Source organism: Devosia sp. CAU 1758 (assembly GCF_054482695.1).
On sequence record NZ_JBTLRJ010000001.1, the window covers coordinates 36,403 to 62,077 of the forward strand.

A 25,675-nucleotide genomic window follows, 5' to 3' on the forward strand; every position below is an offset into this window, starting at 1 on the left:
CCTCTTGACTTAACTACTGGCTAACACGATGTTCCGACCCATGCAATACGATATCGTATAGGATTTCCGATGAAGGTTTCGGCGACAGAAGCGGAGGAGTTGACGACGGCGCTGCTGACGACAGCCGGCGCTCCGACCGCCCATGCCCGCCTTCAGGCGAAGAGTCTGGTTGGCGCCGAACTGCGCGGCCATCCCTCGCATGGGCTGCAGCGCCTCCCGCGCATATTAGACCGGATTGAACGCGGACTAGCTGACCCCGCAGCACGCGGACAACTTAACTGGCGGAAGCCGGGGGTGCTCCATGTGGATGGCACGCGTGGTCTTGGCCCGGTTGTTGCCTTTTCTACCATCGATGCGCTGCTGGAGCGCGTCGACGACACGGGAATCGCCCTGGCGTGCGTGGGGAATTCAAATCATTTGGGCATGCTGGCGCTTTATGTGGAGGCCGTGGCGGGGGCGGGACGGATTTGCATCGCACTTTCGACCAGCGAGGCGCTGGTGCATCCTTTCGCCGGGACGCGGGCTATGGTGGGCACCAATCCGATCGCCATCGGTATTCCCGCCGGCGAGGAGCCGTTCGTGCTGGATCTCGCCACGAGCCTTGTTTCCATGGGAAAGGTGCATGACCACGCCCTGCGCGGCGCGCCGCTGCCTGAGGGCTGGGCGCTGGACGCCGAGGGTCAGCCCACCACCGATGCCGAGCGCGCCAAGCGGGGCTCGATCGCGCCGTTCGGCGACGCCAAGGGGTATGGGTTAGGGCTTGCCCTCGAAGTGCTGGTTGCGAGCCTTGTCGGTTCGGCCTTTGCGCCCGATGTGCATGGAACGCTCGACGCGGAGCACGTGGCCAACAAGGGCGATGTGTTCATTGTCATCGATCCGGCGAACGCGCAGACGGCGCGGATCGCTGCCTATCTGGATGCGGTTCGCGCCAGTCCGGCGGCGGACGCCGACCGTCCGGTCAGAGTGCCGGGCGATGGCGCGCGGCGGCGCCGGCTTGCGGCGCTCGGACATGGCTTTACCGTCAACGACACCCTCTGGCGTTCGCTCAACGACCGCCTCGACAACACTTCACCCCAGCTTAAGCAGGAACTCTCGTCATGAGCCTATTCGCAGCCCTTCGAATGCCGCGCGAGGTCCTGTTCGGCGCGGGGCAACGCCATGCCCTGGGCAAGGTGGCTATGCGCCTAGGCAAACGCGCCCTCATCTGTACCGATGCGCGTCTTGCCGGTGAAGTGGTGTTTGCCGAAATGGTGGCGCTGCTTGAGGCCGAGGGTATCACCGTGCTGATCGACTCGTCGGTTGAGCCGGATGTGCCGCGTGATTCCTGCGCCAAGGTGGCCGATGCCGCGCGCGCGTTTGCGCCAGATCTCGTGGTCGGCATCGGCGGCGGCTCGTGCCTCGACCTCGCCAAAACGGTGGCATTGCTGCTCCGGCACGGTGGCACGGCGGACGAATATTATGGCGAGGGCAAGGTCCCCGGCCCTATCCTGCCGATGATTGCAGTGCCGACCACGGCGGGTACGGGGTCTGAAGTGACCCCGGTCGCGGTGCTGTCGGATCCCGATCGCGCCATGAAGGTGGGGATTTCGAGTGCGCACCTTATTCCGGCGGCGGCGATCTGCGACCCGGAATTGACGCTGACCTGCCCCGCCGGGCTTACCGCCATTGCCGGCGCCGATGCACTGACGCATGCCATCGAGGCGTTCACCGCTGTTCGACGTGAGCCCGGTCCGGCGCTGGCGCAGGAGCGGGTATTTGTTGGCAAGAGCGCACTGACAGACCACTTTGCCCTCCTCGCCATCGAATTACTAGGCCGCAGTCTCGAGCGCGCGTATCGCGAGCCGAACTCCATCGATGCGCGAGCCGACGTTATGATGGGGGCGCTCTGTGCCGGGATGGCCTTCGGCACGGCAGGGACGGCTGCGGCCCATGCGATCCAGTATCCGATCGGCACCCTTACCCACACCGCGCATGGCCTCGGCGTCGCGTGCATGATGCCTTATGTGATGACATTCAATCGCTCGCACGCCGTAACGGAACTCGCCGCCATCGGCCGGGCGCTGGGATCGGATGAAGCCGATGAAGCCAACCGCGCCGATGCAGCGATCGAACTCGTTCGCACGTTGTTCGAGCGCATCGGCATTCCGGTTAACCTCAAGCTGCTGGGCGTAGAAGAGGAAAACCTGGACTGGACCGGTGAGCAGGCACTGAGCATCGGCCGCCTTATCGACAACAATCCGCGGCCGCTCGATGCGTCCGCTATGCAACGCCTGATCGGGGCTGCCTACAGCGGCATCCTGCAGCACGCGTCCTGACCTATGGGAGACATCATGACCACCGCAAACGTCCTGCCGCTGAACGCCACCACCACTCTCGACTGCTCCCGCTACGCCAAGGGCCTCTATATTGGCGGCGAGTGGATCGCCGGATCGGGCATTCCCGTGGTCGATCCGTCCACCGAGGAAGTGATCGCCGAAGTTCCCAACGCCACCGAAGAGCAGGCGCGGCAGGCGGTCGACGCCGCTCATGCGGCTGCGCCGGGCTGGCGAGCGACGCCGCCTCGCCAGCGCGCCGAAATCCTTCTCCGCTGCCACATGCTGATGCTGGAGCGCGCCGATGAACTGGCGACGCTGATCTCGCTCGAAAACGGCAAGGCGCTGACCGACGCACGCGGCGAAGTGAACTATGCCGCTGAGTTCTTTCGCTGGTATGCCGAAGAAGCGGTGCGCATTGCCGGCGAATACCGAATGGCACCCTCGGGCAGCAACCGCATCCTGGTCGACATGGAGCCCATCGGCATTGCCGTCCTGATCACGCCGTGGAACTTCCCGGCGGCTATGGCAACGCGCAAGATTGCCCCAGCACTCGCAGCCGGCTGTACCGTGGTGCTAAAGCCGGCAAGCGAAACGCCGCTCACCGCCTATGCCCTGGCCGATATTTATGCCGAGGCTGGCGTGCCTGCCGGTGTGATCAATGTGCTCACCACGAAGAACCCCGGTCCGGTGACTGCGACCATGCTGAACGACGCTCGCGTTCGTAAGCTGTCGTTCACGGGTTCGACGGGTGTGGGTCGCACGCTTCTGGCCGAGGCAGCCAAGACCGTCCTCAGCTGCTCGATGGAACTAGGCGGCAATGCGCCGTTCGTCGTGTTCGATGATGCCGATCTGGAAGCCGCCCTAGATGGCGCGATGGTTGCCAAGATGCGCAACGCCGGCGAGGCTTGCACGGCCGCCAATCGCTTCATCGTTCAGGCCGGCATCTATGACCGCTTCGCCGAAGGACTGAACAAGCGCATGGCCGCGCTACGTGTCGGTTCCGGGACCGATCCGGCGACCGCCTGCGGCCCGATGATCACCAAGAAGGCCGTCGATAAAATCCAAAGTCTTGTTGCCGATGCCGTGGCCAAGGGCGCGCGTGTTTTGAGCGGTGGCGAGCGACCACAGGGGCGGGGCTTCTTCTACCCGCCCACCGTGCTGGCAGATGTGCCGGTCGATGCGCTGATGGCCAAGGAAGAGATCTTCGGGCCTGTCGCTCCGCTTTACCGTTTCTCCAGCGAGGACGAAGCGATCGAACTGGCGAACGATACCGAATATGGCCTTGCAGCATACGTGTTCACGAGTGACCTCAAGCGCGGCCTCGCCGTGTCCAGCCGCATCGAGGCGGGCATGATTGCGCTCAATCGCGGCCTCGTGTCCGATCCGGCGGCGCCCTTCGGCGGCGTCAAGCAGAGCGGGCTAGGCCGCGAGGGCGGCGTCCATGGCATCACCGAGTTCATGGAGCCCAAGTACATCGCAGCATCGTTCTGATGGTGGACTTGTTCCGCACCCGCGACCATGTCGCCGACTTCGACGACTATGTCGCACAGTTCGTTTCCCGCAGCGCCGCCACCCGAGCGACGTTACGGGGAGAGCTGGACGTCGCCTATGGCGATGGCGCCGACGAGCGGCTCGATCTATTTTTCCCAGAGCAGATGAGTGGCCCTGCTCCGGTCCACCTGTTCGTGCATGGCGGCTATTGGCGGATGTTCGCCAAAGCGGACTACTCCTATGTTGCCGACACCGTTACAGGGGCCGGCGCAATCGCGGCGATCATGGACTATTCACTGATGCCGGCGGTGCGGATGGAAACCATCGTCGACCAGGTGACGCGCGCCGCCAAGTGGCTTGCAGCGCATGCCGCAGAACTCGGCGGCGATGCTACGCGGCTTTCGGTATCCGGCCATTCTGCCGGCGCGCATCTGTGTGCTATGCTTCTACAAATAGGCAGCCCGATCCGACCCTGTGCGAGTTTGCTACTAAGCGGCATCTATGACATCGAGCCTCTCCGCCAGTCGTTCCTGCAGCCACTCATCGGCATCACTGAAGACGAGGCAAGCCGCTTTTCGCCTTTGCGGCTGCCACTGTCCTACGCCCAAGACGTTCACATCGTCGTCGGCGACCGGGAGACCGAGCCATTCCAGACACAAGCTGCGAACTTGGCACAAAAGCTGGGAACAATGTCCGAGCCAATATCGGGAAATCACATGAGCGTGGTGCTCGATCTTGGAGACGCGAGCACCCGTTCCGGCGGCCGCTTGTGGTCGTTGTGCAGAGGGCTTTGACAGAGTTTGCTAGATTGCCCCGAGCTTGTACGCTGGGAGCAGTTAGGCATCATCTGGCAAAGTCGTTCAACGGCCCCTCCCATAATGTTCCGCGAGCTTGGCGCCTCAGTCCTCATGAGCCGCCAACTGCTATGCGCCCCCAATGACGAAAAGGGGCAGTCATTCCGACATAGTTCCCTGCCGCCCTTGTGATCAAAGCTGCTCATATCACTAGCTCACTGTGCAGTTAAGCCGTCAACAGCGCTCCGAGACGCAACGTTTCCTGAACGAGCATGGCAAGATCCTCTCGCCGGGTCCGGTGATTGTTGATTGCAACCCGAAGGCAATGCTCTCCATGCACCGTTGTGTCTGAAAGGGCAGCTATGCCTTCTTCCTGGAGTCGCAGCATGATCTCGATATTGAGTGTCTTCCGCGCGATGCTGTCCAAACCGAAGGGGCGGTAGCGAAAGCAGACGATGTTGATGGTGGTAGGTGCAACCAGTTCGAGAAGAGGCTCTTGCTCCACCAACTGGTTGAGATAATGCGCCTGTGCGATATTTTGGTCGATCAGGCGGCCGAACTTTTCAACGCCATGTTCCTGGAGCGCCATCCAGACCTTCAGCGCCCGAAAGCCACGCGTTGTCTGCAGGCCATATTCATACAGCCACTCAGCAGATGCGAGGCCCCGTGGCGTTGACTCGAGATATTCCTGGTTGACGGCAAAGGCACCGCGATGTGCGGCGGCGTCGCGGATTAGGACGCAACCAACCTCAAATGGAGCATGCAGCCATTTGTGTGGGTCAAGAGCCACAGAATCCGCGCGCGCGATGCCAGACACGCGAAAAGTGTTGCTCGGAGCAATCGCCAACAGCGCGCCGATGCAGCCGTCTATATGCAGCCAGAGATCTTCTTCTGCCGCGAGATCCGCCAGCGCTTGCAAGTCGTCAATAGCGCCGGTGTTGACCGTGCCGGCGGTGGCGATAAGGCAAGCTGGTTTGAACCCGGCCGCGCGATCCTCCCTAATCGCGGCTCGAAGAGCAGCAACATCGATACGCAGTTCGACGTCCGATGGGATCCGGCGGAGTGCCTTGTTTCCCAACCCGAGCGCCTCCACCGCTTTTCGGTGGCAGCTATGCACCTGATCCGAGGCGTAAAACCGCAGCGGCTGCTCTATTTCGCCGACGCCATCCTCGCGGATGTTCGCTCCTGCCTTGACGTTGCGCGCAACGGTGAGGGCGATCAGGTTGGCCATCGAGCCGCCGCTGACCAGCGTCCCGCTGGCGGTTTGAGGAAACCCAATCATCTCCTTGCACCAATTTACCACCTGGTTGTCCATCAACGCGGCGGCATGGTTTCCACCGCCGAGGTTGGACCCCTGAACAGCCGCAAGAAAGTCGGCCAGCGCGCCGGTGAAATTGCTTGACCCCATGTACCAGGACCAGAAGCGCGGATGGATGTTGCCCATCGGATAGGGCATCAGGTTCTCGGTGATCTGCTGGTAGACCGCATCGAGCGGCGTTGGAAGGCGGGGCAAGCAGCGCTTGAATATCGTTTTCACCTCCGCCGGCATTTCCTGCCACACGGGACGCTCACGGACGTCGCGAAGGTAAGAGATCGTATCATCGACGATCTGATGGCTGAGCGCCCGGACATCGCTCCACTCTGCCGGATCGAGCGTTTCCTCCGCGTTCGGATCCGTGGTGTGGCGCGAAGTCTCCATTGCTGTCACTCCCATATTACGTCCTCACGCTGCGTCGAGCTGAAACCCGGGAGTCGAGCGGGACAGGGCCAATTCCTCCTCGTCCATGTCGGGCTCGATCCCTTCAAAGAGCGGCGTTGTCATGTAGCGCTCGCCGGTGTCCGGGAGCATGCACAGGATGAGGGAGCCGGCAGGTGCCCGTTCTGCTATCCGATGGGCAACCGCGAAGCTGGCACCACCGGAAATGCCCGTTAAAATCCCTTCCCGCTGTGCCAGCGCCTTTGCCCATTTAATGCCTTCGGCGCCAGCGATGGGGGCCACCTCATCATAGAGGCTGGAGTCGATCGCCTCCTGTAAAACGTTCGGAATAAAGTCCGGAGTCCAGCCTTGGATCGGGTGCGGCTCGAAGGCGGGATGGCTCGAGGCTGGCGCGCCGCCAGGACCGCGCGGCTGAACATGGCCGCTGCTGATCAGTTGTGCATTCGCAGGTTCCGCGAGCACGATGCGCGTTTCTGGCCGCTCCCGGCGCAGCACGCGACCGACCCCGGTCACAGTACCACCGGTGCCGTAGCCGGTGACGAACCAGTTGAGCCGCGATCCAGCGAAATCATTGATAATCTCGCGCGCCGTGGTCTCCTCGTGAACTGCGGCATTTGCCTTGGTCTCAAACTGCCGCGCCAGAAACCAGCCATTCGCTTCGGCCAGTTCTACAGCTTTCCTGTACATGCCTAAGCCCTTCTGTGTGCGTGGTGTCAGGACTACCTTGGCGCCGAGCATTCGCATCAATTTGCGCCGTTCGATGGAGAAGCTGTCTGCCATAGTCACGACCAGTGGATAGCCCTTGGCCGCACACACCATTGCCAGACCGATGCCGGTGTTGCCTGACGTCGCCTCCACCACTGTCTGGCCCGGGCTAAGGCTTCCGTCGCGTTCGGCCTCCTCGATGATGTTGAGTGCCAGTCGATCCTTGACGGAGCCCGCTGGGTTGAAAGCCTCTGCCTTGACGTAGAGGTCGACACCGGCGGGGGCGAGATTGTTGATGCGGATCGCAGGGGTGTTCCCCACGGTTTCGAGGACGCTGGCGAAGAGTCTGCCACGTCCCTGCGTTGCTACAGCGTCCATCAATTTGTCTCCGTTCCATTTTCATGAGGCGAACGTTCGGATGAGATTCGATCAGTGCTGATGTTCGGGCGGCGCGAACAGGATCAGTTCAACCCGCTCGGCGCCGTCGACATAGGCATCATGCCCCGGAGGAATTTCGAAGAAGTCGCCGGTGCTGATATGCGTTTCTTTGCCTGTATCCATCATACGCACGACGAGCTTGCCCGAGATGCAGTAACCCGTGTGCCGCATGGGGCAGGATTCGGGCGAACCGAGCAACGGCTTCTCGTCTGCCTCCCAAGTCCAGCCTGGCTCAAAGATCGCGTGCATTCCCGAACTGCCGTCAGTCATTGTCACGATGGAGATGCCACCGCGTTCCTTCATGTCGAGGCGCTGGTCCGGTGTTTCGAACCGTCTCGTTACTATTGAATTGTCTTGCATCGTTATGCTCCTTCTCTGCCTCTTCTGACGCACGAGGCACGTTTCGCTGGTCAAGCTGCGCCGGTCGCCTCGGGCAAGCTTGATGTAATTCTGAAGATTTCCTGTAGAAGCAGACGATTTGCACTATGATTGGCCATGGCTTGGTCATTCGGCGACTTTCAGATCGACCCGGAGCGATTTCAGCTCAGCCGCCTCGGTGTGCCGGTGCGGCTGGAGCCACAAGTGCTTTCCTTGCTCATACATCTCATCCGAAACCGCGATCACATGGTCACCAAGGACGAGATCGTCGCTGCGGTGTGGCAGGGAGAGGCTGTTTCGGACGCCAGCATTTCTAGCCGTATCCGCTCCGCTCGCCAGGCAGTCGACGACAATGGCGAGAAACAGGCAGTGATCTGTACTGTTCACGGCAGGGGGTTCCGTTTCGTTCCCGAGGTGACGACTACGTCAACTGGGCATGTCGGCTCGGATGTTCTCGCGTTGTCGCAGCCTCGCCAGCACGAAGGGCGTCCTTCGATTGCAGTGCTGCCCTTCCAGCAGCTGGGTATGTTGCCGGAGCTTGCCATTCTTAGCGATGCTATCCCGCACGAGATCATCGAAGCACTCTCGCGCCTTCGCTGGCTTGCGGTGATCGCACGGGGATCGACCTTCCGATTGCGGCAGGTTGCCGCCGATCTTGATCTAGTGTCGACCGCGCTGACTGCGCGTTACATCCTGTCCGGGGTGATCGAGAGTCCCGACCGCACTATCGCTGTGACTCTCGAGTTGACCGACTCCAGCTCACGCGAAATCATATGGGCGGACAGACTCGTAACTCCCATTGACGACGTTGGCGAACTCCGGGCGCGTATCGTTGGGCATGTGATCTCGGCTCTCGAATCTCACATCCCCTACAACGAGGCGCGCATAGCGCTCTTAAGCGATCCCACTGCATTAGATGCATGGGCTCACTATCATATCGGGCTTGGGCACCTCTATCGTTTCACGGCAGCCGATAACACGATGGCGCAGCACTGTTTCGGAAGGGCCATCAAGGCAGACGCCCAGCTCGCCAGAGCCCATGCCGGCCTGTCTTTTACGAGTTTTCTAGAAGCATTTTTGCGTCTGTCGCGCGACCCAGCGTCAGCGGCACGCGACGCGCGGCGCCATGCTGAGCGTGCTTTGGAGCTGGATCCTCTCGATCCCTTCGCCAATTTTACAATGGGGCGTACATTCTGGCTCTCCAATGATCCAGAGATCGCTGCCAATTGGCTCGCGCGTGCAACGGCACTAAACCCCAACTACGCGCAAGGGTTCTACGCTTCCGCTTTTACGGCCATGCTCACGGGAAATGCGCCCGCAGCTTTCGGCGCGCTTGACACTTCGCTCCAGCTAAGCCCGCTCGACCCTCTGCTCTACGGCATCCATGGCGTCCGTGCACAAATGCTCATCCAGCAGGAAGATCACGAAGCCGCAGCCGATTGGGCCGACCGTGCGGCCACTACGCCTGGAGCGCATTTTCTGATTGCCATGATAGCACTCGTCGCCAACGGGCTGGCTGGCCGCCATGAGCAGGCGGGCCGCTGGCGACAGAAGGTCCGCCGGCTCAAGCCAGACGCCAACTCCGAGCACTATTTTGCCGCGTTTCCGACTCGTCAACCGGCATCGCGCGCACGCATTGCGACGGAACTGCACCGCCAGGGCTTTTAGATCACCATCTGCATCGTAACGGGAGGGCTTCCGCCCGCTGCACGCGATCCAATGTCTGCGTACACTAATCCCGAAGCAGAATCTGCCTGTCTGCTTACGGCCCCGAAGTCGCCATGGGGCCATGAGTGTCAGTCATCTGGTACTTGATCGATCGGGCCTGCTTCTCGGCGATCTCGGAGGTGAGCAGGTCCGAGACGATGAGATCGGGCTGATGCTCGCGTTTGATCGCCGTGGCGATGATCTCGTCTCGTCATAAGCGCTCTTCATGCCATAGAGCTTGAGCGCGCTCATGGTGGTCAGGATCTCGGAGCGTTCCAGCATATTGCCCTCCTCAGGCTGTCGTAGCGGGAACAGTCGGCCGTGGGCTCGACGCGGAGCCGAAGGCCTGTGGGGTGTTCAGGATCGTGACCGGGCTGCGTGGTTCACGCTGCCGGGCCAGGATGTTGAGCACGATATCGGCCGAGCAGACCCCTTCGCGCAGCGCCTCGGTGCAGGCCGCCTCGACCGCCGGCAGGCCATCGCTGAGCACGGCGGTCAGGATCGAGACCATCTGCCCGCCCCCATCGGCTGCAGAGCCCAGCCGGCGTCGGAATTTTCTCGATGCTGGCTGGCAGCAACCAGTCCTTGAAGGGCGCGCCATTGCGCCAGGCGCCGGGCTTGCGCGCCAGCACCGGAGCGTAGTGCCAAGGGTCATAGACGGTCTAGTCGCGACCGAAGATGCGGGCATGTTCACCCACTTGCCTGCCGTCCTGGCGCAGCTCGATCCGATCGGCATAGGCTCGGATCTCGACCGGGCGTCCCACGGCACTGGCCATCACCGACTACTTGTTGTTATCGAACCGAACGAGGCACGTCTTGGAGACCGAGGCGGTCACCCCATGGAAGCCATCGACCGCCCGGCATAGGGGGGTGCCAGCCGCGGGCATAGCGGCGAACTGCATCATAGCCTCCGTCATAACCCAGGCCACGCAGCTCTTCGAACATCCGGATCAACGTCAGCCGCTCGCGGGTGGCCTTGGCCTCGTTCCCGGCAAGGATCCGGTCCAGCTCATCCTTGTAAAGCCCGATCTTGGGCATCGGCTGAACAGTTCGCTCATAATCGAACGCCGTCTCTCCCGACCGCAGCACCTTCCGCACGACCTTGCGCGAGATCTTCGGCTCTCGGCAGATCGCCTTGATCGGCTTGCCTTGAACAAAATGCGCCCGCCGCATCCTGGCAATTGTCTCCACTATCAACATCCCAAAACCGGCTCCCCGACAACATCGGTGAGCACTGTGAAACCCAGCGTCTAAGGGGTCCCTTTTGGAAGCCGATTACCCCGAAACGGGGGCCTTATTCCACGCCTAATGACAGCTTAGAACCATCGTCGGGTCAGGTCAGCGCTTCATCTTACCGAGCCTGCCTCGTAGCGAATTGGAAGAAAGGCTTTTTAGCAGGACGGATCACTATATTCCGCCGACCCTGCTCGATAGCCAATTGAACACGTTGGGAGCTCCTGGCGCTGAAGAGGGCGATGTCATCGTTTTGGACGGCTTGCTCCAGCCCCTCTCTCTCCGCCACGAGGCGTTAACATCGCGCAAAACCAAGGCCTATTCATGCCGTCTCTGCCCGTGGCGTTTAATCGCCTTGCTCTCCGGTCCTAGCAGTCAACTTCCGGTGGCATCAGGCTCCCGCAACCAAAAGACCCCAGTAACTCAGCCGAGTTGCTGGGGTTTTCCTTTTGGGCGGCGCAAGGCGAGCGGTCTTCGCCGTGTGGACAGTGCCAAGCGGGCTGGCCTGAGCCGAATTTCTTCGCGTCCATGTCTGCAGCGTGCCGGTCGGCACCCCGGCGGGCCAGGATCGCGCGGGCATATTCGAGTGGAATGGCGTGCTTCCGGGCAAACATGAACAGTTCGTACGGCTGGGCGGAAGTCTTGAGGTCGGTGTCCATGCGGGAAATTACGCATTTGCGACGCCAAGGTTGCGAGGCCGAGCGGGACTTGAAACGAATGGTTAAGGAGATTTTATCCCAGAGGGAATGCTGGTCGTGATGGTAGGCGCGCGACCACGAGTCACGCGCCCATCACGTGGTGTGAAAGGTCCTGTCAGACCTTCCCCCAAATAGCCTCGGCCGTCTGGACCAGAAGGTCGAGCTTGCGGCGCTGGTCGTCCATCGTCAGGTCATTGCCCTCCTCGGTGGAAGCGAAGCCGCATTGGGGGGCGATGCCGAGCTGGTCGAGATCGGCATATTTCGATGCCTCGTCGAACTTGCGCTTCAGGTCATCCAGGCTTTCGAGCTCGGGCGTCTTGGTGGTGATGAAGCCGGGCAGGACGCGCTTGGTGCCCTTGGGCAGGAGGCGAAGCGGTTCGAGGCCGCCGGCGCGGTCGGTGTCGTATTCCATGAAATAGATGTCGACATCGGTCTGGTTGAAAATGGCATCGGCGGCCGGGTCATAGGCGCCTTCGGCGACCCAGGTGGATTTGAAATTGCCGCGGCACATATGCATGCCGATCAGCATGTCGTCCGGACGGTCGACAATGGCGTCATGCATCATCTTGGCATAGCGCCCGATCAGCCAATCGGGGTCCTCGCCCCTGGCCTTGCGCTCGGCGCGGATTTTCGGGTCGCAGAGATAGGCGAAGAAAATGTCGTCCATCTGCAGATAGCGACAGCCGGCATCGTAGAAAGCCTTCACGGCCGCCTTATAGGTGGCGGTAATGTCCTCAAAATAGGCTTCGGCATCGTGCTTGTAGTCCTTGACGGCGATATCGTCGTCGGCGATGCGGAAATGGATGGCGCTGGGGCCGGGGATCGAGATTTTCGGCGTCACCTTGGTATTGGCGGCGACGAATTTGTAGTGCTCAAGCATGGGATGGTCGGCCGGGAAGCTGAGCTTGTCCGTGATCACCGGCACGTCCTGCTTGGTGTGCACCCCATGGAACTGGATGCCGCCGCCTTCGCGCTGGATAACGTCGAGCCCGTTGAGCATGCCCATGAAGTCGAAATGCCACCAGGCGCGGCGGAATTCGCCGTCAGTCACGGCCTTGAGGCCGGCATCTTCCTGCATGCGGATCACGTCGATGATGGCCTGATCCTCGATGGCCCTGAGCTCTTCGGCGCTGATGGACTTGTCCTCAAAGCGGGCCTTGCGGGCCGCCTTGATGCTGTCGGGGCGCAGAAAAGAGCCGACAACATCGGCGTGATAGGGCGGCTTCGCAACGGCCATTAGATTCCTCCTTGATCCAGGTTGGGGGAGTGATGGCCCGAAGCGGCGGGCTTGGCAATCACCTTCTTGCAAAATGTATACAACTGGTATTCAATGCTCTCGATTTCGGAGGAGGATCGAACCATGAGCGAGCCCACATTTCCGCTGAACTCCTGGTATGCCGTGGCCTGGGATGTCGAGGTGAAGCGCGAGCTTTTGGCCCGCACCATCTGCAACAAGCCGGTTGTTCTCTATAGAAAGCAGGATGGAACGGCGGTTGCACTGGCCGACGCCTGCTGGCATCGGCTGCTGCCGCTGTCCATGGGCGAGCTTTATGGCGACAATGTCATCTGCGGCTATCACGGGCTGGAATTCGATGACACGGGAAGGTGTGTATACATGCCGTCGCAGGACACCATAAATCCCTCGGCCTGCGTCAAATCCTACCCGCTGGTCGAGCAGGACCGGTTCGTGTGGCTGTGGATGGGTGATCCGGCGCTGGCGGATCCAGCGCTGGTGCCGGACCTGCACTGGAACAAGCACCCGGACTGGGCCGCCGACGGCAAATATATTCATGTCAAATGCGATTACCGGCTGGTGGTCGACAATCTCATGGACCTGACGCACGAGACGTATGTGCATGGCTCGTCCATCGGCAATCGCGCGGTGGCCGAGGCGCCCTTCGAGGCCACTCATACCGACACGACCGCCACCATCACCCGCTGGATGCGCGACATCGATGCGCCGCCTTTCTGGCGGGGGCAGTTGGGCAAGCCGGGCAATGTGGATCGCTGGCAGATCATCAATTTCCAGGCGCCCTCGACCGTGGCCATCGACGTGGGCGTGGCGCCCACCGGCACCGGCGCGCCCGAGGGGGATCGCAGCCAGGGCGTCAACGGCTTCGTGCTCAACACGATGACGCCCGAAACGGACAAGAGCTGCCACTATTTCTGGGCCTTTGCCCGCAATTATAAACTCGACGAGCAGGCACGCACCCATGACCTGCGCGAGGGCGTGTCCTCGATCTTCCGCGAGGATGAACGGATTCTCGAAGCCCAGCAGAAGGCCATCGACGCCAATCCCGACCATGTCATCTACAATCTCAATATCGATGCCGGATCGATGTGGGCGCGGCGGCTGATCGACCGCATGATCGCCGAGGAAACCGCGATGCCGGAGGCAGCGGAATGATCGAGAAGTCAGAACGGGCGGCGCAGTCGCAACGCGCGCTGATGGGGGTGCGGGACCTGATCGTTTCGGGCGAAATCCGCGCCGGCACGCGGCTATCCGAGCTGGCGCTGGTGGAGCGGCTGGGCATTTCGCGCACGCCCCTGCGGGCGGCGCTGGCGCGGCTGGGGCAGGAGGGGCTGGTGGAGGCCATTCCCTCGGGTGGCTATGCGGTGCGCAGCTTTTCGCGCGAGGATGTCATCGACGCCATCGAACTGCGCGGCGTGCTGGAGGGCCTGGCGCTGCGGCTGGCCGCAGAGCGAGGCGTGGCCCCGGCGCGGATGAATGAATTGCAGGGCCTTCTCGACGGCATCGATGTGGCGCTGCGCGGCGATGTCGAGGACATGGATTTCGACCGCTATGTCGATCTCAATGCCAGCTTTCACGAAAAGCTCTGGGGGCTGGCCAGCCAGACCATCAGGCGGGAAATCGAGCGGGTGACGAGCCTGCCCTTTGCCTCGCCCAGTGCGTTCCTCGACAAGCAGGCGGGTGTGGTGGAATTCCGGCGCTCGCTTTATGGCGCCCAGGCACAGCACCGGGCCATGATCTCGGCGATCCTGTTGCGCGAGGGCACGCGCGCCGAGGCGCTGGCGCGCGAGCATGCGCGGTTGGCTCGACAGAACCTGGAATTCGTGCTCGACCAGGATCGCAGCCTGATCCGCAGGGTGCCGGCGCTGTCGCTGGTTGTGGGGTAAGCCATGCGCAACAAGGTGGAATGGCGGGACGCGCGCGTCGCCGCTGTGCGGCAGATTGCCGATGATGTGCGCCAGATCAGCTTTGCCGTTGATGGGCCTGTGTCGCGGTTCGATCCGGGGTCGCACAGTAATTTCCGGGTCGAGATCGATGGGGAAGCGGCCAATCGCACTTATACTGTAATCCCGGCGCCGGCTGGCCAGATCGCGGCGGCGGTGAAACTGCATCCCCAGAGCCGGGGCGGGTCGCGCTATATGTGGAGCCTGCAAGCGGGCGACGCCGTGCGGCTCACCTTGCCGGAGAACCGGTTCGAGCTGAGCTGGCGGGCGAGGCATTATCTGCTGCTGGCCGGCGGCATCGGCATTACCCCGATCTATGGCATGGCCAAGGCGCTGGTGGCGCGGGGCGCCTCGGTGCGGCTGGTCTATGGTGCGCGCTCGCGCCGGTTGATGGCCTTTGCCGAGGAGCTCGATGCGCTGCTGGGGGAGAGGCTGAGCCTCAACGACAATTCGCTGGGGCAGCATATCGATGTCGCCGCCGAATTTGCGGCGCTGCCGCCGGACGGGGAATGCTATCTCTGCGGTCCCATCGGCATGCTGGAAGCGGCCAAGCGCGCCTGGGCCGAGGCGGGACGTCCGGTCAGCCGGCTGCGCTATGAAGTGTTCGGGGATAGTGGGCTGTTTGCCGAAAAGCCATTCACGGTGGAAGTGCTCAATCGCGGGGTGACGGTGCCGGTGCGGTCGGACCAAACTCTGCTCGATGCCCTGTTGGGCGCCGGGGTGGAGATGATCCACGATTGCAGGCGCGGGGAATGCGGGCTTTGCGCGGTGCGGGTGGAGGCAAGAGACGGCCAGATCGACCATCGCGATGTGTTCTTCAGCGCCGAGGAAAAAGTGAAGGGGCACCGCATGTGCGCCTGCGTCTCGCGGCTGACCGGGGGCCATGCGGTGATCGATGTGGGGTATCGGAGCTAGTTCCCTTCTCCCCTCGAGGGGAGAAGGTGGCGCGCAGCGCCGGATGAGGGGTTCAGCATCGCGGCCTTACCGAGAGGCCTTCACCCCTCACCCCAACCCTCTCCCTGAGGGGCGAGGGGGCGCAGGAGCGGACATTTTCGCTGGTAGTAGATCAGCAGGCCACGACATTGACGGCGAGGCCGCCGAGGCTGGTTTCCTTGTATTTCTCGTTCATGTCGTGGCCGGTCTGGCGCATGGTTTCGATGCAGGCGTCGAGTGGTACGGCATGGGTGCCGTCGCCCTTCAATGCTAGTGAGGCGGCGGTGACCGCCTTGACTGCGCCGAAGGCGTTGCGCTCGATGCAGGGGATCTGCACAAGGCCGCCGACCGGATCGCAGGTCATGCCAAGATGGTGTTCGAGCGCGATTTCGGCGGCATTTTCTACTTGTTCGGGCGTGCCGCCCAGGATAGCGCAGAGCCCGGCGGCGGCCATGGCCGAGGCGGAGCCGACTTCGCCCTGACAGCCGACTTCTGCCCCCGAGATCGAGGCGCGATGCTTGACGATGCCGCCAATGGCGGCAGCGGTGAGCAGGAAATCGCGGATGGCGTCGTCGCCGGTGCCGGCATTGAATTTGACCGCATAGCGCAGCACCGCCGGAATGACGCCGGCGGCGCCATTGGTGGGGGCGGTGACGACGCGGCCGCCAGCGGCATTCTCCTCATTGACGGCCATGGCAAAGACGGAAAGCCAATCATTGGCCATCAGCGGGTCGATCTCGTTGCGCTGCCATTTGTCGGCCAGTTGCGCATGGATGGCGGCGGCGCGGCGCTTGACGCGGAGGCCGCCGGGCAGTTCGCCGCGCTGGTCGAGGCCCCGGTCGATGCAGGTGGACATGACCTGCCACACAGTGTCGAGCTGGCTGTTGAGCGCCCGTGGGGAGAGCCGGGCTTCCTCATTGGCGCGCTTCATGGCGGCGATGGAGAGGCCGGAGCGCCTCGCCATGTCGAGCATTTCGCCTGCGTCGGCAAAGGGCCAGGGTACGTCGGTATCCGTGGGCGAGGCGGTGCGCAGGGCCTCGAACTCTTCGGCGGTCACCACGAAGCCGCCGCCGATGGAGAAATAGATGCGGCGCAGCAGCAATTGTCCGTCCTCGTCATAGGCGCAGAACTGCATGCCATTGGGATGGCCGGGCAGGGGTGTCGCCTTGTCGAGCACTAGATCGACTGCGGGACGGAAGCGATAGGTGGGGTGGCCGGGCGGCGAGACGTGGCCAGTGTCGCGCACCGTCGCGATAATGGTGCTCATGGCGTCGGGGTCGATGGTTTTCGGGTCTTCGCCGGCGAGGCCCAGGATCACGGCGCGGTCGCTGCCATGGCCGATGCCGGTGAAGGCGAGCGAACCATGCAGGCTCGCCGTGATGGCGGCGGGACGGGCGCGGGCAGCGCGCGGCCAATTGCCGGCGGCGAGATCATCGAGAAAGCGGCGACCGGCGGTCATCGGTCCCATGGTGTGGGAGCTCGAGGGACCAATGCCGATCTTGAACACGTCGAAGACTGACAAAAACATGGGCCATATTAACCTGAACCCGGCTCTGCGCAATTGGGGGAAGCGGTCACTGTTTCGCAATGGGCAACAGTGTGTGACGCGGGCGGCCGGTTGCCCTGCGGCGGCAAACGGCCAATATCGGGGCAAAGGAGTTTTCGCCATGTCTCATTATCAGTTTCGTGCCGACCCGGTTGACGATGCCAGCGCGCCGGTCATCTTTCTTTTTCACGGCACCGGTGGTGACGAGAACCAGTTCTTTGAGCTAGCGGGCCAAATCCTGCCTGGCGCGCGCCGGGTGGCCCCAAGGGGTGATGTCAGTGAACATGGCGCCCTGCGCTATTTCCGGCGCACCGGCGAGGGTGTTTATGACATGGCGGACCTCAGGCAGCGGACGGCGGCAATGGCCGAATTCGTGCGCGAGCAGATCGGGCCGGAGCGTCCATCCCAGTTGCTGGGGCTGGGATATTCCAATGGCGCCAATATCCTGGCGTCGATGCAGTTTGAGGCGCCGGATCTGTTCGACACCACGATTCTGATGCATCCGCTGATCCCCTTTGCGCCGGCGCCGGCCGATTTTTCCGGGCGCGGGGTGCTGATCACCGCCGGGCGGCGAGATCCGATTGCCCCGGCAGGTGAGACACAGGCGCTGGCCGAATATTTCTCTACCAATGGGGCGCAGACGCAACTGGCCTGGCATGAGGGCGGACATGAGGTGCGCAATGAGGAAGTGGCGGCAATGCGGGCCTTCCTCCACGCCCCGGATATGCCGAGGCGTTAACAGGATATTGAGGCGTTTCCGACAAGGATCGCAGCGATAATCCCGTCCACCAGGAAGGTTCAATCATTTTTCAGATTGGACGTCGCATAGCCGATACCCTATCCCTCAGGGTATTGCTGTTCGTGCTGCTCGGCTTCGCCGTGGTGGCCGTGCCGGCAGGCTTTGCCTTCAATTGGGTGGTCAGTTCCACACTCATCCAGCTCGGGACGCTGTTTGCCGAAAAACAGGTGCTTTATGACCGGCACCGGGGGCTGGAAGCCCTGTTGCGCGAAGTCTCGCTGGCCGAAACGCTGGCTGGGAGCCAGGCCATCCGCGATTGGGCGCTGGCCGAGGATGACGAGGCGCTGCAACGGCGCGGCATTGCCGAGCTGGAGCATTTCCGCCAGAGCTTCGCCGACCGTTCCTATTTTTTCGTCATCGACCGGTCCGGCAATTACTATTTCAATGACGCCGCCAACGCCTATGCCGGCGACCAGTTGCGCTATGCGGTTTCGCCCGGCAATCCGCGGGATGCATGGTATTTTTCGACCCGCGCACTGGGCGAGGGCTGTCACCTCAATGTCGACAATGACGCCAATCTGCGGGTCACAAAGGTCTGGATGAACTGCGTCATCCGCGAGGGGCGCAATGTGCTGGGCGTGCTCGGTACCGGCATTGACCTCACCAACTTCATCCAGGAAGTGGTCAATGTGCCCCAGGTCGGGGTGACCACGATGTTCGTGGATCGCATGGGCCAGGTGCAGGCTCATCGCGATGAGAACCTGGTGAGCCTTGCGAGCCTGTCTTCGGAATTGAGCGACAAGCGCAGTGTCTATTCGATGGTCGACACGGATGAGGACCGACAGACGCTCACCCGGATGATGGACAGTGTCGCCAGTGGAGCGGCGCTGGCGCAATCGTCCTTTGTATCCATAGGCGGCCAGCAGACCCTCGTCGGGGTGGGGTATCTGGACAAGCTGGGCTGGTTCAATGTCACGCTGATGGAGCTCGATGCCATTATCGACCGCCGGCTGTTCGTTCCCATCGGGCTCTTGTTGCTGGTGGTGATGACGCTGGTGGCCGTGCTGCTGATGCTGGTGTTCAAGCGGGCGGTGCTCGACCGGGTGGTTGCGCTTGAAGGGGTGGTGCGCAGCGCCCGCGCCGGAGATTATGGCCCGGCCATGGGCATGGGCACCGGACAGCAGGACGAAATCGGCCGGTTGGCCGCTTCGTTTACCGAGATGGCGGCCGCGGTCGACGACAATACACGCCTGCTCGAAGCGCGGGTGCGCGAGCGGACGCGCGACCTCGAACAGCTGGCGTTCAGGGACGGGCAGACGGGCATTCTCAATCGCCGCGGCTTCCTGGCTGAACATGCCGCCCTGTTGCCGCATGGCGAATATGGCCTGCTACTGCTCGATATTGATCGGTTCAAATTGATCAATGACCGCTATGGCCATGCGGCCGGGGACGTGGTGGTTCTGGAGGTGGCACGCCGCGTCAGCATGGCGCTGGGCCCCAAGGACAGTTGCGCGCGCTGGGGCGGTGACGAATTCATCTTGCTACTGCCTGATTGCACGCCGGCGCTGCTGCGGGACGCTGCGGCCAGGGTGATGGCGGCTATTGATGCACGTCCGATCGGAGCCGGCGAGGCCGGGTCCATTGCCGTGACCGTCAGCGTCGGGGCCTGCCTCGCCGCTGCCCGCGACAGTCTCGAGGTGGCCACAGATATGGCCGATACGGCGCTCTACATGGCGAAGGCCGAGGGCCGCAATATGGTGGTGGTCTTTGACGCCGAGTTGATGGCGCCATCGCGTAGCGCCAAGGGATGAAGCCTGATGACGGGCCGGTGGCGCCTGGCTAACATGGGCGGTAACAAGATGTTGCGGGGACCGCGAATGATCCGACTGGCCTGTTGTGTGGCGCTGCTGCTGGGTGGTGCGTTGGTGAATGCCGGATCGGCTCTGGCGGCGAGCTTTGACTGCTCCAAGGCCGGGACGCCGTTCGAGCAAGCGATCTGCGACAATCCCGAACTCTCGGTGGCCGATGACCGGCTGGCCAAGACCTACGCAACCGCCATCGGGGGGCTGTCGGACGCAGCTCTTGCCGACATAAGGGGCAGCCAGCGGGAGTGGCTCGACTATGCCGGTCGAGTCTGCACCCGCACCGCAGAGCCGCTCCGCACTGGCGACTATGACGAGAGGGGCGTTTCGTGCCTTGTGGATGTGTTCAACAGTCGCAGCCGGGTACTCGAGACCAGCCGCATGATCGATGGCACGCGCTTTTACCCGGTCGGGCGATTTGCTGCCTTGCCCGACCCCTATGAGGCGGACAATCCGGACTCCAGCTGGCCGGTGGCCCAGCATGAACTGGCCCTGGTGCAGATCGACAGCGACGAGGATTTTGCACTGGCGTTCAACGAGGCGGTTCTGACCGAAGGCGAGGTGATTTCGAGCGGCCTTGCGGCACAGGGCGGCCCCGAGACCATTGCGGACGACGTCAGCAGCGACACGACCAATTCGATCGCCGTAGAGGACATGTCCGGTAATCGCATCGGGCTGCGGGTCGATACCTATTGGTATGGGCATGGCGCGGCCCACGGCAATTACACCACCACATGGCTGCATTTTCTGCGCGATGAGCAGCGCTGGCTGGAGGCGGGCGACATCTTTGCCGGCAAGGGCTGGCAGAAGGGCCTGCTGAACCTGGTGGTGGAAGCGGCAAGGGAAGAGCATGGCGACGCATTGATGCTCGACGACACCAGCTATATAGCGGAGTCGATCGTCAACCCGGCGCGCTGGGACCTTTCGGATCCCTATGGGCTGATCGTCCAGTTTCAGCCCTATGAAATTTCGGCCTATGCCTATGGTGCGCCGACGACCCGCGTCAGCTGGGAGGCACTGGCGCCTTATCTCGCCGAGGACGCAGACCGCTACCGCTACGGCTTTTAGGCCAGGAGGTCTCGCCATTCGGGGTGGCGGCGGAACTGAGCCACGACATAGGGGCAGACCGGCGTAATCTTGAATCCCTCAGCGCGGGCGTCTGCGATTGACGCCTTGACCAATTGCAGGGCAATGCCCCGACCCTCATAGGCCGGGGGCACGCCGGTATGGTCGATGACCATGGGCGTGTCCGCGGTCTTGCGGTAGGTCATTTCCGCTTCGGCGCCGGGGGCCAGATGAATGACATAGCGGCCGCGTGTCGGGCCCTCTTCGCGGGTGATCTTGTAGTCGCCATCGGCCATGGTCTTGTCGTCCTCGTGAAGTTCAGCTTCGGATGGGTGGTGCGCCCAATTCTGGAAACAGCGCCCGTTCGGGCAGGAAGGGGTGAATGTCGAGCGCTTTTTTCACTGCTTCGATTGCGTGCTCGTGTTTGCCCTGGGTGTGATAGATGAGAGCGCGGCCGGCCAGGGCGCCAAAATGGCGTGGCTCGCGTTTCAGCGTCTCGTCGATGTCGGCCAACGATTTATCATAAGCGCCGTTGAGGAAATGGGCGGTGGCGCGCAGGTTCCAGCCTTCCGCATAATCGGGAAAATCGGCTACCAGCGCGTCGATCAATGGCAATTGGCTGGCCGGTCCGGCTAGCCCTCCAGCGCTCATGATCTGGGCGACGCGGGCCGCGACGACGGGATCATCGGGCTGGGTCCAGACAGTCCAGATGTCTGTGGCAATGGCGCGGGCCGTGGGCTCGTCGGTGGCAGAAGAGAGCCGGGCGAAGAGAGCATCGAGTTCAGCGGATTCGGCAGCGCTGCGGGTATAGGTCTGAGCATAGGCGGGCGGCGCAGGCACAAGGGCCAGCAGCAGGGCGGCGATCACCAGTCGGGTCAGGGTGCTCATTGCGGAGGCAAGTCTGACCGGTTCGGCAGGCGGCGGCAAGGGTGTTCACGGGCGGTTGACAGAGATGGGCCGGACAGGCTCGGTTGGGCAAACGGATTGAACGGGAATTGGGCAGAATGAGCCAATTGCAATATCACATGATCTCCTCGGGGCCGCGCCCCGTCGCGCCCTTCAGCCATGCGGTGGAAACCGACGGTTTCGTGTTCGTGACCGGGCAGATGCCGACCGACCCCGATGCACCCGATGCGCCGCTGCCCGAGGGGATCGAGGCGCAGACGCGGCGGGTGATCGAGAATCTGAAGATCGTGCTGGGGGGAATCGGGCTGGGGCTGGAGCATGTCACCGTGGCCCGCATCTATCTCACCCAATTCGAGCGCGATTATGCGGCGCTCAATGCGCTGTGGCCGAGCTTTTTCGAGGCCGGAAAATTGCCGGCGCGGACAACAGTGGGGGTAACAGCGCTGGCTTTGGGGGCGCTGGTGGAGATCGACCTTGTGGCGAAGCGGTTCTGAAGAGATGGAGCAACGCGCTCGATGGACACCCTCCCCTTGACGGGGAGGGATGGGGAGGGATGCTAACGAACTGGGTTTGAGCGCGAGGGCACCCCCACCCATCCTCCCCCGTCAAGGGGAGGGTGTCCATCGTGCTCGTTGATGGGTTAGTCACCTTTCCGGCTCAGCTCGATCATGCGTTCCACGGCGCGGCGGGCGGGGGCGATGATGTCTTGGGGGATCGTCACTTCCTCGGTGCCGGTATGGAGAGACCAGAGGACGTTTTCGAGATTGATGCGCTTCATGTGCGGGCAGATATTACAGCCGCGCAGGAAGTCGACGCCGGTGGTTTCGCTGGCGACATTGTCGGACATGGAGCATTCGGTGACCATGACCACGCGGGGCGGCCTGTTGGTCTTGACCCAGTCGATCATGGCGGCGGTAGAGCCGGCAAAATCGACCGCGTCGATGACCTCGGGCGGGCATTCGGGATGGGCGATGATCTTGGCGGTCGGGTAGGCGTGGCGCAGCTCGGAAATGTCCTCGGCGGTGAAGGTCTCGTGCACCTCACAGGCACCGGCCCAGGTAATGATCTTCTTCTTGGTCTTCTTGGCAGTGTTGGCCGCCAGGTATTGATCGGGGATCATGATGACGCTGTCGCCCTCGACCCGATTGACGATGTCGAGGGCGTTGGAGGAGGTGCAGCACACATCGGTCACCGCCTTCACGGCGGCCGATGTGTTCACATAGGTGACGACCGGGGCGCCGGGATATTGGGCGCGCATGGCAATAACGTCCTCGGCGGTGATGCTTTCGGAGAGCGAGCAGCCGGCGCGGCTATCGGGGATCAGTACGGTCTTGTCGGGGTTGAGCAATTTGCTGGTCTCGGCCATGAAATGCACGCCGCACTGGACGATAATCGATTGCCGGACCTTGGTGGCCTCGATTGCCAGTTGCAGGCTGTCGCCCACGACATCGGCCACACCATGATAGATCTGCGGGGTCTGGTAATTATGGGCGAGGATGACCGCGTCCTTCTCCTTCTTGAGCCGGTTGATCTGGAAGATCAGCGGCGCATAGAAGGGCCACTCGATCTCCGGGATCTTGTCCTTGACCCGGTCGAAGATCTTGTCGGTGGCGCGTTCGACGGCCTTTGAGAACTTCAGGTCGAAACTGTCGACCATGATGGCGCGGGCCTCGGTGAGCGGGGTCACCGCATTGATCGTCTGAACCATGGAACCCTCTCCCGCCCAAGTGAGCCGGAACCTAGGTATTTTCAGCTTTCATTTCAATGAATGGTCTTGCAGGAATTTCGGCATCCGCCTAACGCTGAGGTCGAATTTTACAGCCGAGGTCTATCTCCATGCCGCAGGACGCCAACGCCATCCACTCCATTCTCTCGCTGGCGCCGGTGGTGCCGGTCATCATCCTGGATGACGTCGCGCAGGCGCGGCCCCTGGCCGAGGCGCTGGTGGCCGGCGGCTTGCCGGTGCTGGAAGTGACGCTGCGGACGCCCAATGCGCTCAAGGTGATGGAAGAAATGGCCAAGGTGACCGGGGCCATTGTCGGCTCGGGCACGGTGCGCAATGGCGCGCATATGAAGCAATCGGTGGATGCCGGCTGCCGCTTCATGGTCTCGCCCGGGGCCTCGCCGCGGCTGCTCGATGCCGCCGAAGACGTGGCCATTCCGCTGCTGCCGGGCATCGGGACGCCCACCGAAGCGATGACGGCGGCCGAGCGGGGTTACAGTTTCCTCAAGTTCTTCCCGGCCGAGGCGCTGGGCGGCGCGCCGGTGCTCAAGGCCTATGCCTCGCCGCTGCCCGACATCACCTTCTGTCCGACCGGCGGGATCGATCCGGAAAAGGCCAAGGTCTATCTCGGCCTGCCCAATGTCATCTGCGTGGGTGGAAGCTGGATCATGCCGGCGGACGCACTGGCGAGTGGCGATTTCGCCCGGATCGAGGCGCTGGCGAAGGAAGCCAGTGCGCTGAGGGGGTAGTTGCTTGTGGGTGGGATTGCTGGCCGCGCCCTGCTCATTTCCGGTCTGCTCACAACCAGCGCACCGGTGGCCCTGGCAGAGACGGTGAATGTCGCCGTGGCAGCCAATTTCACTGCGGTAGCCGAGGAGCTGGCGGTGCTTTTCGAAGCCGGGAGCGGGCATCAGGTCGCGCTGAGCTTTGGGGCCACCGGCCAGCTTTATGCGCAGATCAGCCAGGCGGCGCCGTTCGGCGTGTTTCTTGCGGCGGACTTGGACCGGCCGGAACTGGCGATTGCCGAAGGTTTTGGGGTCGAGGGGTCACTCTTCGTCTACGCCCAGGGGCGCCTGGCGCTTTACGGGTCGGGTCGTGACCTGAGCGATGGGGATGCCGCGCTTGGGACCGACTTCAGCAAACTGGCCATAGCCGATCCGGAGGCCGCGCCCTATGGGCGGGCGGCGGTAGAAACGCTGGTGGCGCTTGGCCTCTATGATGTCATGGCATCAAGGCTGGTCATGGGCGCGAACATTTCCCAAACCCTGCAATTTGTCGAAAGCGGCAATGCGGAACTGGGTTTTGTGGCCGCCAGCCAGGTTGTGGGCGCGGCGGATATCTGGCTGGTGCCGGAAGATCTGCATGAGCCGATCGAACAGGGGGCGGTGTTGCTCAAGGCGGGGGAGGGCGATACGGCGGCTGTTGCTTTTCACGATTTCCTCCGCTCCGAGGCGGCCATAGCGGTGATCGAGGCGGCGGGCTATTCTGTTCCCTGATGGAACTTGGCCCGCTCATTTCCCCTATAAGTCTGACCCTGGCGCTGGCGCTTTGTGTCACGGTGATCCTGATCGTCGTCGCCACGCCCATTGCCTGGTGGCTGGCGCATGGACGCTGGGCCGGCAGGGAGGTCGTGGGGGCGCTGGTGACCCTGCCGCTGGTGTTGCCGCCGACAGTGCTCGGCTTCTATCTGTTGCTGGCGCTGGGGCCGAGCGGGCCGGGCGGGGCGCTCGCGGAACTGTGGGGCGCGCGAACGCTGGCCTTTTCCTTTGCCGGGCTGGTCATCGGCTCGGTCATCGCCTCGCTGCCCTTCATGGTGCAGCCGCTGCGCAACGCCTTTGCCGCCATCGAGACCGAAGTGCTCGAAGTGGCGCAGACGCTGGGGGCGTCCCGCTTGAAGCGCTTCTTCCGCATTGCCCTGCCGCTGGCACGGCCGGGTTATCTGGTCGGCGCCATCATGAGCTTTGCCCATACGATGGGCGAGTTCGGGGTGGTGCTGATGATCGGGGGCAATATACCGGGGCAGACCAAGGTGCTGTCCATCGCCATCTACGACTTCGTCGAGCGGTTGGACTGGGACCGGGCGCATGTGCTGGCGGGGGGCATGGTGCTGTTCGGGTTCACAGTGGTGCTGGCGACGCTGGCGGTGGGGCGCCGAGGTCAGCGAGCATAGCGTCCGGGCACTGCGTTGACTACTAACATGTTAGTTGGTACGGCAACCCAGGAACAGCCT

The 25,675-nt window shown here is 62.6% G+C and carries 24 protein-coding genes and 2 pseudogenes; 15 read left to right on the forward strand and 11 right to left on the reverse strand.

Annotation, left to right across the window (positions count from 1 at the left end):
* Positions 1-69 precede the first annotated feature (69 nt).
* Genes ACXYMS_RS00205 through ACXYMS_RS00220 form a run of 4 tightly spaced genes read left to right on the forward strand, consistent with a single transcriptional unit; the run spans position 70 to position 4,600 of the window.
* Entirely contained in the window at positions 70-1,101 is a 1,032-nt protein-coding gene (locus ACXYMS_RS00205; protein ID WP_458903024.1) for an Ldh family oxidoreductase, read from the forward strand.
* Positions 1,098-2,315, forward strand: a complete 1,218-nt coding sequence (locus ACXYMS_RS00210; RefSeq protein WP_458903025.1) for an iron-containing alcohol dehydrogenase — start codon at positions 1,098-1,100, stop codon at positions 2,313-2,315. Before ACXYMS_RS00205 ends, ACXYMS_RS00210 begins: the two co-directional genes overlap by 4 nt.
* A gap of 15 nt (positions 2,316-2,330) precedes the next feature.
* The gene (locus tag ACXYMS_RS00215) at positions 2,331-3,806 is read left to right on the forward strand and encodes an NAD-dependent succinate-semialdehyde dehydrogenase (protein ID WP_458903026.1); all 1,476 of its coding nucleotides are present in this window, start codon (positions 2,331-2,333) and stop codon (positions 3,804-3,806) included.
* The gene (locus ACXYMS_RS00220; RefSeq protein WP_458903027.1) at positions 3,806-4,600 is read left to right on the forward strand and encodes an alpha/beta hydrolase; all 795 of its coding nucleotides are present in this window, start codon (positions 3,806-3,808) and stop codon (positions 4,598-4,600) included. The genes ACXYMS_RS00215 and ACXYMS_RS00220 overlap by 1 nt, the downstream gene beginning before the upstream one ends.
* A gap of 226 nt (positions 4,601-4,826) precedes the next feature.
* Here ACXYMS_RS00220 and ACXYMS_RS00225 read toward each other — a convergent pair whose 3' ends face one another.
* From ACXYMS_RS00225 to ACXYMS_RS00235, 3 genes are read right to left on the reverse strand one after another with little or no spacing between them, the layout of a single operon-like run.
* Positions 4,827-6,299: a pyridoxal phosphate-dependent decarboxylase family protein gene (locus tag ACXYMS_RS00225; RefSeq protein ID WP_458903028.1), complete on the reverse strand. Its 1,473-nt coding sequence runs from the start codon at positions 6,297-6,299 to the stop codon at positions 4,827-4,829.
* A gap of 24 nt (positions 6,300-6,323) precedes the next feature.
* A complete protein-coding gene (locus ACXYMS_RS00230; protein WP_458903029.1) occupies positions 6,324-7,400 on the reverse strand; it encodes a PLP-dependent cysteine synthase family protein in 1,077 nt (358 codons plus the stop codon).
* 51 nt (positions 7,401-7,451) lie between these two features.
* A complete protein-coding gene (locus ACXYMS_RS00235; protein WP_458903030.1) occupies positions 7,452-7,820 on the reverse strand; it encodes a cupin domain-containing protein in 369 nt (122 codons plus the stop codon).
* Between the two features lie 135 nt (positions 7,821-7,955).
* Here ACXYMS_RS00235 and ACXYMS_RS00240 point away from each other — a divergent pair, with 135 nt between their 5' ends.
* Entirely contained in the window at positions 7,956-9,506 is a 1,551-nt protein-coding gene (locus tag ACXYMS_RS00240) for a winged helix-turn-helix domain-containing protein (RefSeq protein ID WP_458903031.1), read from the forward strand.
* Between the two features lie 109 nt (positions 9,507-9,615).
* On the opposite strand, the pseudogene ACXYMS_RS00245 reads toward ACXYMS_RS00240, so the two are convergent.
* The 4 genes and pseudogenes from ACXYMS_RS00245 to ACXYMS_RS00260 form a co-directional block, all read right to left on the reverse strand.
* Positions 9,616-9,827: pseudogene (locus ACXYMS_RS00245) on the reverse strand (ATPase); the annotation flags it as partial.
* A pseudogene (locus ACXYMS_RS00250) lies at positions 9,803-10,745 on the reverse strand (Mu transposase domain-containing protein). The pseudogenes ACXYMS_RS00245 and ACXYMS_RS00250, both read right to left, overlap by 25 nt.
* A 401-nt stretch (positions 10,746-11,146) precedes the next feature.
* Positions 11,147-11,437, reverse strand: coding sequence for a hypothetical protein (locus ACXYMS_RS00255; RefSeq protein WP_458903032.1), 291 nt, complete (start codon positions 11,435-11,437; stop codon positions 11,147-11,149).
* Between the two features lie 154 nt (positions 11,438-11,591).
* Positions 11,592-12,713: a 5-methyltetrahydropteroyltriglutamate--homocysteine S-methyltransferase gene (locus tag ACXYMS_RS00260; protein ID WP_458903033.1), complete on the reverse strand. Its 1,122-nt coding sequence runs from the start codon at positions 12,711-12,713 to the stop codon at positions 11,592-11,594.
* Positions 12,714-12,836: 123 nt separating this feature from the next.
* Here ACXYMS_RS00260 and ACXYMS_RS00265 point away from each other — a divergent pair, with 123 nt between their 5' ends.
* The 3 genes from ACXYMS_RS00265 to ACXYMS_RS00275 are packed head-to-tail and all read left to right on the forward strand — an operon-like array spanning position 12,837 to position 15,586.
* Positions 12,837-13,883 carry an aromatic ring-hydroxylating dioxygenase subunit alpha gene (locus tag ACXYMS_RS00265; protein ID WP_458903034.1) on the forward strand — a complete coding sequence of 349 codons (1,047 nt, stop codon included), beginning with the start codon at positions 12,837-12,839 and terminating at the stop codon, positions 13,881-13,883.
* A complete protein-coding gene (locus ACXYMS_RS00270) occupies positions 13,880-14,614 on the forward strand; it encodes a GntR family transcriptional regulator (RefSeq protein WP_458903035.1) in 735 nt (244 codons plus the stop codon). Before ACXYMS_RS00265 ends, ACXYMS_RS00270 begins: the two co-directional genes overlap by 4 nt.
* Before the next feature lie 3 nt (positions 14,615-14,617).
* Positions 14,618-15,586 (forward strand): PDR/VanB family oxidoreductase, encoded by a 969-nt coding sequence (locus tag ACXYMS_RS00275; RefSeq protein WP_458903036.1) that lies wholly within the window; start codon positions 14,618-14,620, stop codon positions 15,584-15,586.
* A 151-nt stretch (positions 15,587-15,737) separates the two neighbouring features.
* Here the strand turns inward: ACXYMS_RS00275 and ACXYMS_RS00280 are convergent, their stop codons facing one another.
* Positions 15,738-17,132, reverse strand: coding sequence for an L-serine ammonia-lyase (locus ACXYMS_RS00280; protein ID WP_458903037.1), 1,395 nt, complete (start codon positions 17,130-17,132; stop codon positions 15,738-15,740).
* Positions 17,133-17,271: 139 nt separating this feature from the next.
* Between ACXYMS_RS00280 and ACXYMS_RS00285 the strand changes: the two genes are divergently transcribed.
* The 3 genes from ACXYMS_RS00285 (at position 17,272) to ACXYMS_RS00295 (ending at position 20,819) form a co-directional block, all read left to right on the forward strand.
* Positions 17,272-17,889 (forward strand): alpha/beta hydrolase, encoded by a 618-nt coding sequence (locus tag ACXYMS_RS00285; RefSeq protein ID WP_458903038.1) that lies wholly within the window; start codon positions 17,272-17,274, stop codon positions 17,887-17,889.
* A gap of 122 nt (positions 17,890-18,011) precedes the next feature.
* Positions 18,012-19,700 (forward strand): sensor domain-containing diguanylate cyclase, encoded by a 1,689-nt coding sequence (locus ACXYMS_RS00290; RefSeq protein WP_458903039.1) that lies wholly within the window; start codon positions 18,012-18,014, stop codon positions 19,698-19,700.
* A 66-nt stretch (positions 19,701-19,766) separates the two neighbouring features.
* Positions 19,767-20,819: a DUF3298 domain-containing protein gene (locus ACXYMS_RS00295; RefSeq protein WP_458903040.1), complete on the forward strand. Its 1,053-nt coding sequence runs from the start codon at positions 19,767-19,769 to the stop codon at positions 20,817-20,819.
* Here the strand turns inward: ACXYMS_RS00295 and ACXYMS_RS00300 are convergent.
* On the reverse strand, positions 20,816-21,112 hold the full coding sequence (locus tag ACXYMS_RS00300; RefSeq protein WP_458903041.1) for a GNAT family N-acetyltransferase: 297 nt from the start codon (positions 21,110-21,112) through the stop codon (positions 20,816-20,818). The two genes, ACXYMS_RS00295 and ACXYMS_RS00300, sit on opposite strands and share 4 nt — an antisense overlap.
* Before the next feature lie 22 nt (positions 21,113-21,134).
* Positions 21,135-21,704, reverse strand: a complete 570-nt coding sequence (locus ACXYMS_RS00305; protein ID WP_458903042.1) for a tetratricopeptide repeat protein — start codon at positions 21,702-21,704, stop codon at positions 21,135-21,137.
* Between the two features lie 125 nt (positions 21,705-21,829).
* Here ACXYMS_RS00305 and ACXYMS_RS00310 point away from each other — a divergent pair, with 125 nt between their 5' ends.
* On the forward strand, positions 21,830-22,216 hold the full coding sequence (locus ACXYMS_RS00310) for a RidA family protein (RefSeq protein WP_458904546.1): 387 nt from the start codon (positions 21,830-21,832) through the stop codon (positions 22,214-22,216).
* A gap of 146 nt (positions 22,217-22,362) precedes the next feature.
* Here ACXYMS_RS00310 and nadA read toward each other — a convergent pair whose 3' ends face one another.
* Positions 22,363-23,430, reverse strand: a complete 1,068-nt coding sequence (gene nadA, locus ACXYMS_RS00315; protein ID WP_458903043.1) for a quinolinate synthase NadA — start codon at positions 23,428-23,430, stop codon at positions 22,363-22,365.
* 128 nt (positions 23,431-23,558) lie between these two features.
* Here nadA and eda point away from each other — a divergent pair, with 128 nt between their 5' ends.
* The 3 genes from eda to modB are packed head-to-tail and all read left to right on the forward strand — an operon-like array spanning position 23,559 to position 25,615.
* The gene (gene eda / locus ACXYMS_RS00320; protein WP_458903044.1) at positions 23,559-24,194 is read left to right on the forward strand and encodes a bifunctional 4-hydroxy-2-oxoglutarate aldolase/2-dehydro-3-deoxy-phosphogluconate aldolase; all 636 of its coding nucleotides are present in this window, start codon (positions 23,559-23,561) and stop codon (positions 24,192-24,194) included.
* Positions 24,195-24,200: 6 nt separating this feature from the next.
* Positions 24,201-24,941, forward strand: a complete 741-nt coding sequence (gene modA / locus ACXYMS_RS00325; RefSeq protein WP_458903045.1) for a molybdate ABC transporter substrate-binding protein — start codon at positions 24,201-24,203, stop codon at positions 24,939-24,941.
* On the forward strand, positions 24,941-25,615 hold the full coding sequence (modB, locus tag ACXYMS_RS00330; protein WP_458903046.1) for a molybdate ABC transporter permease subunit: 675 nt from the start codon (positions 24,941-24,943) through the stop codon (positions 25,613-25,615). The genes modA and modB overlap by 1 nt, the downstream gene beginning before the upstream one ends.
* Positions 25,616-25,675 lie beyond the last annotated feature (60 nt).